The organism is Enterococcus sp. DIV1090, assembly GCF_050537975.1.
In the GTDB taxonomy this organism is placed as follows: Bacteria; Bacillota; Bacilli; order Lactobacillales; family Enterococcaceae; genus Enterococcus; species Enterococcus faecalis.
This window is the reverse complement of record NZ_CP172917.1, coordinates 2,583,962-2,598,090: the sequence shown is the minus strand read 5'-3', so window position 1 is coordinate 2,598,090 and position 14,129 is coordinate 2,583,962. Positions and strand designations below refer to the sequence as shown.

General features: G+C 37.9%; 17 protein-coding genes. 12 read left to right on the top strand and 5 right to left on the bottom strand.

Features of this window, described 5'->3' with window-relative positions:
* Positions 1-7: 7 nt before the first annotated feature.
* Complete coding sequence (locus IGL48_RS12665) at positions 8-478, top strand: low molecular weight protein-tyrosine-phosphatase (RefSeq protein WP_002387365.1); 471 nt, start codon at positions 8-10, stop codon at positions 476-478.
* Between the two features lie 88 nt (positions 479-566).
* Complete coding sequence (locus IGL48_RS12660; RefSeq protein WP_002383277.1) at positions 567-797, top strand: hypothetical protein; 231 nt, start codon at positions 567-569, stop codon at positions 795-797.
* 47 nt (positions 798-844) lie between these two features.
* On the opposite strand, the gene IGL48_RS12655 is transcribed toward IGL48_RS12660, so the two are convergent.
* Positions 845-1,579, bottom strand: a complete 735-nt coding sequence (locus IGL48_RS12655; RefSeq protein ID WP_002354994.1) for a class A sortase — start codon at positions 1,577-1,579, stop codon at positions 845-847.
* 233 nt (positions 1,580-1,812) lie between these two features.
* Between IGL48_RS12655 and IGL48_RS12650 the strand changes: the two genes are divergently transcribed.
* The 3 genes from IGL48_RS12650 to thiT all read left to right on the top strand — a co-directional run bounded on the left by IGL48_RS12650 (position 1,813) and on the right by thiT (position 4,068).
* Complete coding sequence (locus IGL48_RS12650) at positions 1,813-2,598, top strand: hypothetical protein (protein WP_002354996.1); 786 nt, start codon at positions 1,813-1,815, stop codon at positions 2,596-2,598.
* A 78-nt stretch (positions 2,599-2,676) separates the two neighbouring features.
* Positions 2,677-3,330: a PepSY domain-containing protein gene (locus IGL48_RS12645; RefSeq protein ID WP_025192857.1), complete on the top strand. Its 654-nt coding sequence runs from the start codon at positions 2,677-2,679 to the stop codon at positions 3,328-3,330.
* A gap of 162 nt (positions 3,331-3,492) precedes the next feature.
* Positions 3,493-4,068 carry an energy-coupled thiamine transporter ThiT gene (thiT, locus tag IGL48_RS12640; RefSeq protein ID WP_002354998.1) on the top strand — a complete coding sequence of 192 codons (576 nt, stop codon included), beginning with the start codon at positions 3,493-3,495 and terminating at the stop codon, positions 4,066-4,068.
* A 119-nt stretch (positions 4,069-4,187) separates the two neighbouring features.
* Here the strand turns inward: thiT and IGL48_RS12635 are convergent, their stop codons facing one another.
* The gene (locus tag IGL48_RS12635) at positions 4,188-4,550 is read right to left on the bottom strand and encodes a hypothetical protein (RefSeq protein WP_002354999.1); all 363 of its coding nucleotides are present in this window, start codon (positions 4,548-4,550) and stop codon (positions 4,188-4,190) included.
* 216 nt (positions 4,551-4,766) lie between these two features.
* On the opposite strand from IGL48_RS12635, the gene IGL48_RS12630 reads away from it, so the two are divergent.
* Positions 4,767-5,543 (top strand): peptidase C39 family protein, encoded by a 777-nt coding sequence (locus tag IGL48_RS12630; RefSeq protein WP_002372856.1) that lies wholly within the window; start codon positions 4,767-4,769, stop codon positions 5,541-5,543.
* A gap of 76 nt (positions 5,544-5,619) precedes the next feature.
* The gene (locus tag IGL48_RS12625) at positions 5,620-6,171 is read left to right on the top strand and encodes a DNA-3-methyladenine glycosylase I (protein WP_002398148.1); all 552 of its coding nucleotides are present in this window, start codon (positions 5,620-5,622) and stop codon (positions 6,169-6,171) included.
* 37 nt (positions 6,172-6,208) lie between these two features.
* Here the strand turns inward: IGL48_RS12625 and IGL48_RS12620 are convergent, their stop codons facing one another.
* Both IGL48_RS12620 and IGL48_RS12615 read right to left on the bottom strand, forming a co-directional pair.
* The gene (locus IGL48_RS12620) at positions 6,209-7,864 is read right to left on the bottom strand and encodes a peptide ABC transporter substrate-binding protein (RefSeq protein WP_002368408.1); all 1,656 of its coding nucleotides are present in this window, start codon (positions 7,862-7,864) and stop codon (positions 6,209-6,211) included.
* Between the two features lie 318 nt (positions 7,865-8,182).
* Complete coding sequence (locus tag IGL48_RS12615; RefSeq protein ID WP_002355012.1) at positions 8,183-8,524, bottom strand: PepSY domain-containing protein; 342 nt, start codon at positions 8,522-8,524, stop codon at positions 8,183-8,185.
* Between the two features lie 306 nt (positions 8,525-8,830).
* On the opposite strand from IGL48_RS12615, the gene pepA reads away from it, so the two are divergent.
* The 4 genes from pepA (at position 8,831) to ytpR (ending at position 11,667) form a co-directional block, all read left to right on the top strand.
* Entirely contained in the window at positions 8,831-9,907 is a 1,077-nt protein-coding gene (pepA, locus tag IGL48_RS12610) for a glutamyl aminopeptidase (protein ID WP_002355013.1), read from the top strand.
* Positions 9,908-9,918: 11 nt separating this feature from the next.
* Entirely contained in the window at positions 9,919-10,233 is a 315-nt protein-coding gene (locus IGL48_RS12605; protein WP_002355015.1) for a thioredoxin family protein, read from the top strand.
* 147 nt (positions 10,234-10,380) lie between these two features.
* Entirely contained in the window at positions 10,381-10,836 is a 456-nt protein-coding gene (locus tag IGL48_RS12600; protein WP_010824232.1) for a universal stress protein, read from the top strand.
* 210 nt (positions 10,837-11,046) lie between these two features.
* A complete protein-coding gene (gene ytpR, locus IGL48_RS12595) occupies positions 11,047-11,667 on the top strand; it encodes a YtpR family tRNA-binding protein (protein WP_002361057.1) in 621 nt (206 codons plus the stop codon).
* Positions 11,668-11,713: 46 nt separating this feature from the next.
* Here the strand turns inward: ytpR and IGL48_RS12590 are convergent, their stop codons facing one another.
* Positions 11,714-13,012, bottom strand: a complete 1,299-nt coding sequence (locus IGL48_RS12590; protein ID WP_002368406.1) for a S1C family serine protease — start codon at positions 13,010-13,012, stop codon at positions 11,714-11,716.
* A gap of 400 nt (positions 13,013-13,412) precedes the next feature.
* Here IGL48_RS12590 and rlmH point away from each other — a divergent pair, with 400 nt between their 5' ends.
* Positions 13,413-13,892 carry a 23S rRNA (pseudouridine(1915)-N(3))-methyltransferase RlmH gene (rlmH, locus tag IGL48_RS12585; RefSeq protein WP_002380931.1) on the top strand — a complete coding sequence of 160 codons (480 nt, stop codon included), beginning with the start codon at positions 13,413-13,415 and terminating at the stop codon, positions 13,890-13,892.
* Positions 13,893-14,129: the final 237 nt, after the last annotated feature.

Here is a 14,129-nt window from a genome sequence, read left to right as displayed (position 1 = left end):
AAACGTTGTGGTAACTGTGTTATTTGTTTGTTTAGGCAATATTTGTCGCTCGCCAATGGCAGAAGCGATTTTTCGTCAGAAAGTCCAACAAGCCGGTTTAGAATCGACTATTCAAGTGTTTTCAGCAGCTACTAGCCACTGGGAAGTTGGCAGTCAGCCACATAAGGGAACCAGAAAAATTTTGGAGCAACAAGGAATTTCCTATCAAGGAATGCGGGCGACACAAATCCAGCCAAGTGATTTTAAAAAATATGACTATATCATTGGGATGGATACGAATAATGTGGCCGATTTAAAAGCATTAGCTCCTCAAGAAGAGCAACCGCGGATTCATTTATTTATGGAAGTTGTGGCTGGTAAAGAAACCATGGACGTACCTGATCCTTATTATACTGGAGATTTTGAGGAAACTTACCGCTTAGTGGAAGCAGGTACCTCAGAATGGTTGAAAAAAATAAAAGCACAGCTGAAAGATTAGGACTATAGTCCGATAGTACTTTCTGTTTCCCCTTGGTACAATAGTGTTAACAAATTGTTCAGGGAAAAAGAGACAGGAGGGAAGTAAGATGAACAGTAGTTATTTATCCTATGTTTTTGAATTGAGTTTGTATTATTTATTGTTGATAATGAGTCTGCCGCTAGTGTATGCTGTCACGTATCATTTATCTTTTAGTAGTATGTATACAAGTGAATGGTTAATGATCTCTGTTTTCTTATCTCCGTTAGTTTTATTATTTGCAGGTATTCGTTATGGTTTTGCTCGTCTGAAACAGCAAGAACGTCAAGCGATGAAATAAAGCAAAAAATCCTTGAAAAGTGTCAAAACTTTTTAAGGATTTTTTTATTAAGCCACCCAATCGGCTAAGGTTTTTTGCTCCAATTGGAAAGCCTTTAACATATCGTCGTTGGCGTCTTTAATAGGCGTCGTTGCTGCTAATGTTCCTTGAACAGCAATTCGCGTCGTTGCTTGTAAATCGCCACAGGTAATTAAGGTAATCATATTTTGACCAGGAACGTCATCAATTAACTCAACACGAGTTGGTTCGATTTTTTCTACAGAAGTTATTTTGTATGTATAAACAGTAGATAAATCAGTGATATAAATGAGTTCGTCTTTTTTGGTTCTTTCTAAAGGTGAAAATAAGGAAACACCATCTTCCGTTCGATGACTAGCCAAGGCATAATTGTTTTTCCCCATGACTTGATCTTCTTTCATGGTCCCCGCACCAGTTAATAAAGCGACATTTGACAATCCTTTAAAAATGGGCAAATTAATTTCGACACTTGGTATCGCAATGGCACCAATCACAGGTAAGTTTTTGTTTTCAAATTGGGCTTTCATCACCGCTTCTGTGCTCAAGGACTCAACTGAATCAAAGTCAAACGTTGTTTCACGGGCCATGTTTTTCTTCACATCAGCTGGTTTCAACTTGCTAACGGCGTACGAGCGGCTATTTTGTTGAACCACCCAACTGCGTATCTGATTGTTAAAAATTAAGGCCAAGCCAATGATAAATAGTAAAACTAATAAGCTGTTGATTAACCAATTTTTTCCTCTTTTTTTCTCTTTTGGGCGCATATTCTCCCTCCTTTTAATGTATCAAGTTTACCACAATTTATTTGAAAAACCTATTTATTTTCTTTGGTGAATAGGTAAGCTAGCTGGACCTTGATTTAATAAAAAACAACTGAATCGATTGATTTTTCAAAAAAATCCTCATTTTGTAATGGAATTTTAAAGTAAAAGAAACAAGCTTTTCTTTTGAAAATATTGTAAAATGGTAAGGAGGCTAGTAGAGGGGAGATGGGAATTTGCTTGATTTAATTTATGTACATATAGATGTAACCAGCAACGCGGTTTTATCTAAAGGAATTACCCATTCCGATTTTGTTCGTTCAATTGTGCATCATCCACAGAACTTACTATTATTAGATCCTTCTGCCGAAGCTGGCGAATACGATATGCATTCAGGCTTGAAAATTATTCGCGGAGAAGAAAGCGTCAATCGCTATTTTCAATCGCTACAACGTCGTTGGATGACTGAAGAAATTAAATGGATTGACTTTTCCGATGTGACGATGCTAAAAGAGCTAACGCCATTAGAAATTTCGGAACTTCTTTATTTTGGACACATGAAGAATAGTTTGCATTCGCCTTTCTTTTATAAGCTACAAAATGATTTTGTCTTTTTTGAATTTGCAGATCAGATGACGCGTGTCTATTATCGTTATATTGATGAATTTTATCGAATCTTTGCTGATAAAATTACACGTGTTGTTTTAGAGAAAGTCAACCAGAAAAAGGCCTTCTTTAAACGAAATACGCCTGTCGAAAAATTAAGTCCTGAATTACTTAAAAATATGAAAGGTATCTTGCAAGAAGGTGTTATTTTTTGCTTCCAACAAACGGAAGTGGATAAAGAAGAATATCGGATTCCTATTTACTTGGTGGAAGATTCACTTAGCAAGATGAAAAATACCTCTTACCAAAAAGAAGAAATTTTGGCAACGCTTGTCTATAATAGTGAAAAACGCATTTGGCACATTGAACAAGAGAATGATTTCGGTGAAATTTTTATGTTGGCCCATGAAGGCTGAGAGAGCTCTAACTTTATCAACTAAAGTAGGGCTTTTTTTTTGTAGCTATGATTTGGATGAGAAATCAAGTATAATAAAATGATAAAAAGGAAAGAAGGTTGTTTAATGAAAAAAATACTCTATGGCTCTATGACTGGCTTGGCACTCTTTTTGGTAGCTGGCTGTACATCCAAAACACCCACAGATGTTTCATCAACAAATGAACAAAAAGAAACAGTAATATCAACTACTGAAACAAGTTCATCCGTACAACAAGAAGAAACGACGACATCAGAGAAGGCAACTGTGGTAGCTGTCTCTTTAGAAAAAGTAACGACAGCATTTGAGAAAAAATATCCAGAAGCTAAAATAACAAGTCTGCAGTTAGATACAGATTTTGGCCGTTATTTTTATGAAATAGAAGGCGTGGATCAGCAAAAAGAATATCAAGTTGAAGTGAACGCAGAAACAGGCGAATTCACAAAAGAAAAAGTCGAAACCTTGGATGCCGATGAACAAAATGGCGTTAAAATGCAAGAAGAGGCACTTGATTTAACAAAGATCATTTCCAGAGAACAAGCCACAACCTTGGCTGAAAAAGAAGCGAAAGTCGGCCAGGCAACAGATTGGAAGTTAGAGAAAGAATTAGGAATCACCTATTGGGAAGTGAAAGTGAAAGAGGGCCAACAAAAAATAGAGGTAAAAATCGATGCTCATTCTGGTAAAATTTTGACAACTGAGCGGGACGATTAATGGATAAAAAGTAGCTGGCATGCGTTTGAGTAGGAGTTGATTATCTTAAATGCTGATCAGCTATTTTTTTGCTTGTTCGACAAACGTGTTTTTCTAAAGTCCCTATGGTAAAATAACGATGTATTAGTGGTTGAGAGCGTCAGAACATAGGAGGAAATTTGTTTGGCTAGAAAAATGGATTTACGTATTTGGGTAGAAGGAACAGTCGTCGCAGCAATGGCAATGGCCCTCTCTTTTTTACCGATTGAATTTGCCAATAGTGGCTTGGACCTATCGTTGGGAATGGTCCCATTAGTTCTTTATTCGTTTCGTCGTGGGTTGCTTCCCGGAGTTGCAGCAGGCTTTGTTTGGGGCATGTTAAATATTATTCTCGGCACAGCCATGAAAAATTTCTTGTCCGTTCCACAGATTATTTTTGAATATCCCTTTGCTTTTGCGTTTGGAGGAATGGGTGGCGTATTCGCTAGAAAAATTCAACTGTATTTTCAAGCGAATCGTTTAAAATCAGCCATTCGTACGATTATTTTAGGAAGTGTTGTCGCAGTCTTCGCCCGCTGGTTTTGGCATTTTTGGGCGGGTGTATTGGTTTGGGGCATGTATGCACCAGAAGGAATGAGCCCATATCTCTATTCCTTTGTTCTAAACGGTACAAGTACCGTCGTCAATTGTTTGTATGTAAGTCTAGTTCTAGGCTTATTGGCAAAAGTAGCACCGCAATTATTTGTTCCTAAGAAATAAGTTGAGTCCTAAGTCAGAAGTTTCATGGGATTTTGACTAAAGTCATAAATAAAAGAAACCACCAACCTGCAATCGCCAGGGTTGGTGGTTTCCATTTATTTTATAAAGACTTCAATATTCTAGTGAATTTGACGTTGGTGACGATTAGCTAACGTGCTGACTTTCATGACAGAAGCAACAGGAATCATGCGCAACTGTTGTTCATCCGTTTGTAAACGAACGACGATATTGTCCGAAATATTTTTTGAGACAATCCAGCCGATCACCGTTTCGAATTTATGCGCTGTAGGGACTTCTTTCAATTGTAAGACCACTAAGGATTTTTGGGCGGCAGCGACTTGGAGCTCTTGTAAAAGCGCACTGCGTTCCTTTTCTTTATTCTTTTGATCTTGAGAATCTTCTAAAAATGCCGAAAAGAAATGTTGGGAAGAGAGCGTAATCAGTTTAGAAATGCTCTTGATGGTAGCTTTATGTTGATCCATTCTTCTGCCTCCTTTACGAATAAAATAGAATAAAACTCAAATGACTAATTACCTGTATTTTACCTAATTTTGTGATAAAATTCAAGAAAATATGTTCGCCTTCAATAATTATGAGAATTTACCAACGTTTCTGTTTTTCGAAAAAGAAAGTAGTATAATGTGTGAGCATATAAGAAATACATAAGATTATCGGATGTAGTCAATAGATAGAAAAGGATGAATAGTATGTCAAAAAAACCATCAGGTTACCAAAAAAAAGTTCTCACGGTGTTGTTGGTATCGTTTGGCTTTGGCGGGTTGTTAGCGCAGTTTTCGCCGATGAAATCAGGTGGGTTTTCAAGTTGGTTTGATGATTCATATGTTAAAGCTAGTGCTGAATCAAGTAAAACAAAAGAACCAGCACCAGTTAAAATTGAGAAAAAAGTCAAACCTTTAAGCTATGGACAACAGGTCAATCAAGAAATTGAAAAGAAGCAATATGATGGACATCTGGATTTGCCGTTAGAATTGCAGACAGATGCTAAATGGAAAGACACCGCGTACGGATTTGGCAATGTAGATAAGCCGAATACAATCGAAATTAATGGCTGTGCGATTGTGTCGCTTGCAATGGTTGGTTCATACATGGATCACCAAGAAGTTACTCCTCTAGATGTGTTAGCTTGGGCAAAAAATGACTTCTTTATGGAAGGACAAGGGACGGCGTGGTCTATTTTTAGTGCATATGCTGAAATGAAAGGCTATAACTGTCAAGAAATTGGGGATATTGAAACAGTGGCAGCTTTCTTGAAGGAAGGTCATCCAGTCATTATTTCTGTAAAACCAGGCTATTTCACTACAACTGGTCACATTATGGTGATGAGTGGTGTGGATGAAAAAGGCGATTTCTGGATTAATGATCCAAACGATTCAGAAGAAAAGGGCCATTCAAAACGGACATTTACAGCCGAAGAAGTGATGAATGAAGCGTTAAACTTCTGGGCATTTTATTAGGAATAAGAAAAGGTGTGGAACAACAGGCAGTACCCTTTGTTCGCATCTTTTTTAGCAAATAAAAGGAGGCAGTACAATGGAGCGATGTACTTGGGCAACGGATACAACTGAAGAGATGCAAGCCTATCATGATGATGAATGGGGACGTCCAGTTCATGAAGAGCAACAGTTATTTGAGTTATTGACCTTGGAAAGTATGCAAGCAGGCTTAAGCTGGGCGATTATTTTGAATAAACGAGAAACGCTTAGAGCAGCTTATGATGCGTTTGATTATCGGAAAATTGCGCGATATGATGAGGAAAAAATTTTAGCTTTACTAGCAAATCCTGGTGTGATTCGTCATCGTTTAAAAATTCAAGCGACCATCACGAATGCGCAAGTTTTTCAAGAAGTTCAGGCAGAATTTGGGTCCTTTGATCGCTACCTCTGGAACTTTGTCGATCAGCAACCAATCGTTAATCACTGGCAGCACCCAGAAGAGGTTCCTGCCTCCACGGAATTATCGCAAGAGATTAGTCGAGTGTTAAAAAAACGAGGATTTAAATTTTTAGGTGCCACGACAGTCTATTCCTTTTTACAGGCGGCGGGATTGGTGAATGATCATTTAGAAACGTGTCATTATAAATAATAAAGGTCTCCTTCCAAAATTGAAGGAGACCTTTATTTTATTCTTTATACGCCCACTTGAAGTCGTATTTAGCACCTGTTGGATGATAAATAATTTCTTTCACGTTTGGTGCACGTAAGTGTGATTCTGCTTTTTGGTAAATTGGCACAACACCCATATCAGCAATTACTGTTTTTTCAGCGTTGATTAGATCTTCCCAGCGTTTTTCAGGATCGTTAACATCTGTGGTTTTGGACGCAGCAATGAATTTATCGTATTCAGGATTGCTGTAACGTCCACGGTTATTAGAAGTTGAGCTTTCTAATAAATCTAAGAAGTTAATTGGGTCTGAATAGTCGGCACTCCAACCACGAATAGCGATTTGGAAATCCCCTTTTAAGGTACGATCTAAACGAACGGCCATAGGGACAGGTGTCACAGTTACTTTTAAGCCTTCCAAAGTATCAGATAGTGATCCTTGAAGATATTCGCCCATTTTTTTAGCGCCTTCAGAGTCGTCTACCATTAAATCAACCGTTAAGTTGGAAACACCAAGTTCTTGTTTCGCTTTGTTCCAGTATTCCACAGCTTTTTTCTTGTCGTATTTGACTAATTTGTCGCTGCCGGCTTCTTTAACAAAGTCTTCACCCGTTTTTGGTGATTTCGCGACATCAACAGGGACGAAGCCTTGTGAAGGAAGAGAGCCATTAGCTAAAATATTTTTAGCTAATGAATCGCGATCGATGGCATAAGACATAGCACGACGTAAGTTTGCATTAGTCAATGGTGATTTTTCATCTGCTTGATTCATTTCTAAATAGAAAGAAGAAGCGGCTTTTAATTGGACCAAGTCAGGAGAGTTTTGCATTTGTTGAGCCAGTTCGCCAGATAAATACGTATCATCCACTTCACCAGTTTCATAAAGATTTAAGGCAGTTGGGGCTTCTTTCACCACGTTGATAGCGACTTTATCTAACTTGACAGTCTCTTTGTCCCAATATTCTTCATTTTTAGTTAGAGACCATTTAGTATCTGTTCCGGGACCATCAAACTCAGTTAGCGTAAAGGGACCATTGTAGACTGCTTTATCGCTACTCTTTGTATAATCTTTACCAAAACGTTCAACGATATCTTGACGTTGCGGCAAGAAAGAAGGGAAAGCCAATAAATCATCAAAATATGGTGTTGCTGTTTCTAAAGTGATTTCCAATTCATGATCATTGATTGCTTTAATGCCCAATTCTTCTTTAGGTAGTTCCCCTTTAGAAATTTTTTCAGCATTTTTTACTGGTTCAAACATGTAGGCATATTCTGAAGCAGTGACAGGATCCACTGTTCGTTGCCAACCGTAAACGTAATCTGCAGCAGTAACTGGTTTGCCATCAGACCATTTTGATTCTTCACGTAATTTAACTTTGTAAACTAAACCGTCTTCTGAAACAGTTGCTTTTTCGGCTGCACCAGCAGGCGCGGGTTTATTGTCTTTATCTAAACGATAGATTCCTTCGTAGACATTATTTAAAGTGGTAAAACTCACTTCATCTGTTGCAAGGGACGGATCGGCACTAGGCATTTCTTGGGATTCAACCATTGTGTATACTTGGTTGTCGCTGCCGCCGTTGCTTGCTCCTTTATCGTCACTGCCACCGCCGCAGGCCGCTAAAGCTAAGCTTGATAATACAAGTAATGAAGTAAATAAAACAGATTTCTTCATTTGACACGCTCCTTTTCATTTTTAGCAATACTCTCAGTATAATGTAAAAATGAAAAGGAGAAATTAAAAAATCGTTAGAAATGATTATTCTTTTATCAATTTTTAAAAAATGTCTAATCTTTTTTATGAAAAAAGTGGACAAACGTTGATAAGTAAAGATTTAAGCTGATTTCCATGCAGAAAGCATTCGATTTTAGAGTATTTATTCATCATTGATTTGATTTTTTTGACATAAAATAAACATCCCTTTTACAAAAAACAAATGAGAAGAAAAAAAGATTGTTACAAAAGCAAATAAGTGCTTTTGTAACAATCTTTTTAATCTTTTAATCGTTGGATGTCAATGACAGTTCCTGTGTAGGCATCTGCAGTGAATTCGTATTGAACAATGCCGTCGTCTTCAATGCGGCAAATTCCTCCAGTATATGTTTTGGAGTGGATGGCGAATTTCCGTAAGGGCTTTTTCTCAAACTCAATCCACGAACCTTCAATCGGTCCTTCTTTTAAAAAAGCAGCTTTTACATTTTCTAAGACGAGATCAGCGGAGATTGTTTTTTTCTTATGGTAGAACAAGGTTGAGGCAATGCCGCCTACTAAACCAAGACCAACGCCTAGCGCTAAGCCGCCTTTAAAGTATGTCAACTCATTTTCTTCGTTCATTTGTATGACCTCCCTTGGTCGGTTTCTGCTTACTATTACTTTTGTCAGTATCACTCTTATTTTACCATAGAGAAGGGGCCGCTGAGAAATAAAAAAAGTTTTTCAATCATTCTTTTAGGGCATTCTCATTGTCACGTTTAAAAAGAGAAAGCGATGTGCATTTTCTAGTATTTGCGTTATAATAAGAGTGAAATCATATGAAAGGAGTACCTATTTTTATCGACAGGATAAAGTGACTTTTTAGAGGAAAAGTGACGCTTGGTTGGCGTAATTTCCAACAAATTAAAAGCAATAGGACATACATCTATGGAAGAAAAAACATTTCAACGAATCAAGGAATTAACTGAATTACAAGGAACCAGCGGATTTGAAGACGACATTCGCGCGTACATGAAAGAACATATCACCCCGTTAGTGGACGATGTTCAATATGATGGTTTAGGTGGTATTTTTGGGATTAAACGTTCAAAAGTGGAAGCAGCGCCACGCGTAATGGTAGCAGCCCACATGGACGAAGTTGGCTTCATGTTAACTCAAATTAACGATAATGGTTTATTCCAAGTGGTTCCTTTAGGTGGCTGGAATCCCTATGTTGTTTCAGCACAACGTTTTACGTTAAAAACAAGTAAAGGGAACTATCCATGTATTTCTTCATCTATTCCGCCACACTTGTTGCGTGGTACGAGTGGTCAAAAACAATTAGAAGTCTCTGATGTGTTATTTGATGCAGGATTCTCTTCAAAAGAAGAAGCTGAAAGCTTTGGCGTTCGTCCAGGGGATTCCATTGTTCCACAAACAGAAACGATTAAAACAGCTAATGGCAAAAATATTATCAGTAAATCATGGGATAACCGCTATGGTTGTACGTTGGTATTAGATGCATTGGAAACGTTACAAAATGAAGAATTAGGCCACACATTAATTGCTGGAGCAAACGTACAAGAAGAAGTCGGTTTACGTGGTTCTAAACCATCTGTTCATAAATTTAATCCAGATATCTTCTTTGCGGTGGATTGTTCAGCGGCAGATGATATTCACACGAAAAAAGGGACATATGGTCATTTAGGTGAAGGAACGTTATTACGGATTTTCGACCCAGGTTTAATCACATTGCCTCGCTTGCGTGAATATTTATTGGATACAGCAGCGACACACAATATTCCGTATCAATATTTTGTTTCTAAAGGCGGAACGGATGCTGGGGCAGCGCACACAACTAATAATGGTGTACCAAGTACAGTCATCGGCGTTTGTGGTCGTTACATCCATACGCATCAAACAATGTTTAGTATTGCGGATTATGAAGCAGCGCGGGAAATGTTGTTACAAGCATTACGTGGCTTGGATAAATCAACAGTTAATACAATTGTTTACGGAAAGTAGAGGATGTTTAAATGATTTATCCCAATTCATTAGAAGAACTAGCAACTTATGTTGAAAAAGGTAAAAATGTTTTCTTCTTTACTGCTGATTGGTGCGGAGACTGTCGTTTCATTAAACCAGTCATGCCTGAAATTGAAGAAGCATTTCCAGCTTTTCAATTTATCGAAGTCGACCGCGATCAGTTTATTGACGTGGCTGCCGAGTGGAATATTTTTGGTATTCCGAGTTTTGTCGTAATTGAAAACGGTCAAGAGTTAGGACGCTTAGTAAACAAAGACCGAAAAACAAAAGAAGAAATCAGTGCATTTTTAACTAGCTTAGGCTAATTTTCATGAACCAGAGGAACCATTAAATTAAGAGAGAATCAGCTGGACAAAAGGGCGTTCTGCGCAAGGGTCCTAAATTCATTTTTGACTCTAGTTTCTTAGTCAAAGAAGCCTTTTAGATCAGCCTCCATCGGGAAGGTGACGAAAATGGAAGAACAAATGTATAAAAATATTCTTGTCGGCGTAGACGGTAGTGATCAAGCCAATTTAGCTTATGAACGTGCAATTGAGGTTGCTCGTCGAAACGGAAGCCGAGTCATTGTTGCAAATATTTTAGAAAATCAAGTGTATACAATGATGGGGTATTCGACGTTAAATGATCAATTAATTGATCAAGAAACAGCCGCTGCGGAAGAATTAATGTCCGATTGTAAAAAGTATGCTGAAAGTGTTGATTTTCATAATGTTGAAACAGTTACCATGTTTGGTTCGCCCAAAGAAGTCATGAGTCATGAATTACCTGAAAAATACAATGTTGATTTAATTATGGTGGGACAATCAGGATTAAACGCAGTCGAACGTGTGGTCATGGGAAGCGTCAGTAGCTACATTATTCGTCAAGCCCCTTGCGATGTCTTAATTGTTCACTCTGAAGAAAAATAAGCAAAAAGAGTTATTGATTGAATAGAGAGTTGACCTAACGTTTCTTTTGTTTTTTCAAAGGATCAGCGGCTTGTCACTCAAAATTGAGGACTTGGAGAATAAGTCGTAGTGACATATTTTCCAAGTCTTTTAGTTTTTCGACAAAAAAGTATGCACAATGGGTCAATTTTTGATAAGATAAGACAGGAAAACGACAGAGGAGGAACAAAAATGATTTTTGCATATAACAAAGAACACGTTGGCGATGTCTTACTTGTCATCGTTGCGGACGATCAAGGTGCGGAAAACCAAGTAAAACGTGTCGGCGATGTGGCACGTGTAAGTTTAGTTGAGGCGCCAGAAACAGTGGTAGCTTGGAATATTTTCAATGCTTCAGCGCTTCTAGGTGACATTAATGGCACCGGCCAAGTGACTTTAACAGACGAACAAATTGAAAAAGTCAATACAGCGATTAAAGATGCGGGATTTTCAGAAACCCTTGAAAAAGACGACACCCCTAAAATTGTGGTCGGCTTTGTCAAATCATGTAAAAAACACCCAGATTCAGATCATTTATCTATCACACAAACAGAAGTAGACAACGGCGAAATCTTACAAATTGTTTGTGGCGCACCGAACATCAAAGCAGGACAAAAAGTAGTTGTGGCCAAACCAGGCGCAATGATGCCTGATGGTTTAATGATTTGGCCAGGGGTTTTACGTGGTGAAGAAAGTTTTGGAATGATTTGTTCAGCAAAAGAATTACGTTTACCAAATGCACCTGCTAAAAAAGGAATCTTAGAATTGCCTTTTGATGCAGAAGTTGGTTCTGCATTTGCGGTAGGAGAATAAAAGAAAGAAACGACCTGTTGTTCAGACAACAGGTCGTTTCTTTCTTTTATTGATTGCTTCGATTATTTTGTTGTGTTAAAGCTGACTTATCAATGGTTAAATCGATGGTTGCTTTCATTTCTTTAGAACCACGATAATAAGTCACTTCCATTTTGTCGCCAACTTTTTTCTTGTAAAGCGCGCTTTGTAAATCTGTAGTAGAGCTTACGTCTTGGCCGTCAACTTTCGTGATAACATCGTATTTTTCCAATCCAGCCTTTTCAGCAGGGGTCGCTGCTTCAACACCACGAACCACTACGCCAGTTTTTACAGAAGCTGGAATTTTTAAAATTTGTTCTTGTTGTTGTGAAGAGATACCTGTTAAATCAGACATCGTAATCCCGAGAGCTGGCCGTGTCACTTTACCATCTTTTTCTAATTGGTTGATAATGTTGACTACGTCATTACTTGGAATGGCAAAGCCCATCCCTTCAACGCTCACTTGACTAGTTGATTGCACAATTTTTACTGAGTTAATGCCAATGACTTGCCCTTCAATATTGATTAGTGGACCACCGGAGTTTCCTGGATTGATGGCAGCATCGGTTTGAATGGCATTAATATTGATGGTTTCACCAGACTCGTTTTTATTGGTAATATTTCTATTCACAGAAGAGATGATTCCTTGTGTGACAGAGTTAGCATAATCAGAGCCTAGAGGGGAACCAATCGCAATAGCAGGCTCACCGACTGTGATTTTACTAGAATTCCCAAACTCAGCGACTTGATCAACTTTGTCGGAAGAAATTTTAATCACGGCTAAATCCGTGTAAGCATCGGTTCCGACTAATTCGCCTTTCACTTTGGTACCATCAGATAAAACAACTTCCAATCCTTGCGCTTTATCTACGACGTGGTTATTTGTCACGACATAAGCCGTTTTACCATCTTTCTTATAAATAACCCCACTACCTTCACTGGCTGCTTCTAAATCGTTACCATTGTTGCCGGAAGAGTCTTGAGTACCTTCATTCCCACCGAACAATCCCCCAAAAGGATCATCTGCCGAAGAATTGTTGCTAGCACTTTGCATATTAATGACAGAAACCACAGAATTTTGAACTTTTTTCACGGCTTTTGTGACATCGCTAGACACATTGTAACTCACATTGCTGACTTTTGTGTCGCCGTGATTAGTGGACGTCGTCGTCGCCGCATTATTTCCGCCGTTGGGTGTGGGAATAATCCCAGAATAAGCGCCTCCTAGAATAAGAGCGCCACCAAGTAAGCCGCCAGCTAAACCAATCCCAAATTTTTGCAATAAACTTTTTTTATCTGAATTAGGTGTAACATCTTTTCGTTGCATAAAATAACCTCCCAATAAGTGCATCTGAATTTTCTATATTAAGTATATCTGTTTCCTACTCCTTTAGTCTATCGAATAGCTTTGAATTTTTTATGAACAACTTAGGGAAAAATTACAGAAAAAATACGAATGAAAAAGTTATACACAGAAAAATGTGAACAAATCGGGAATAACTCTGTGTACAGTTTTTAGAAAAGTTATCCACAGAATGTGGATAATGTGGACAAATCAGTGGCGAATATGTGTTTGTATTGAAAAAGCTGTTAAATAAAGTAATTTTTTAGTTTGTTCTGTGGATAACTCTGTGTATATGTGTATAAGTATGTGGAAACGTTGTGGAAAGTAGCCAAACTTCGTGCTAAAATAAGAAAGAAGAGAAAACGAGAAAGTAGTGGAATAGGTGAAAATTAAACTAGTAACAGTCGGAAAATTGAAAGAAAAATACCTGATTCAAGGCATTAATGAATATCTGAAACGTTTAAATAGCTATGCCAAGATGGAAATCATTGAAGTACCAGATGAAAAAGCCCCAGAAAAACTCAGTGACGCTGAAATGCTTCAAGTCAAAGAAAAAGAAGGCCAACGTATTTTGGGGAAAATTAATGACAACGAATACGTCTTTGTTTTAGCCATTAATGGCAAACAATTATCTAGTGAAGAATTTTCAAAAGAAATTGAACAATTAGGGATTAGTGGCAAAAGTAATCTAACCTTTGTCATTGGTGGCTCCTTAGGTCTCAGTGATTCAGTCCTTCGGCGAAGTAACCAACAAATTTCTTTTGGCCGCTTAACTTATCCACATCAGTTAATGCGTTTGGTATTAGTGGAACAAATTTATCGCGGTTTTCGGATTATGAAAGGGGAACCGTATCATAAGTAGGAAGTAGGCTGGTTGCTCAGTAATTTCTATAAATCAAGTCATTGCTTGAAAAATATGAAGTAAAATATCTTTAGTCTGTTTGTCTGATAGAAAATAAAAAAATTCAATCAAACTGGATTGAGAGAAACGTTACCGTTCAAACAATAAATAAAAATGAGAGGAATGGCAAAAAACAATGGTCATTCCTCTCGTTTTTTCAAAAAAATTGTCCGATTGTTGTGCCTCAGAAATAGGTTC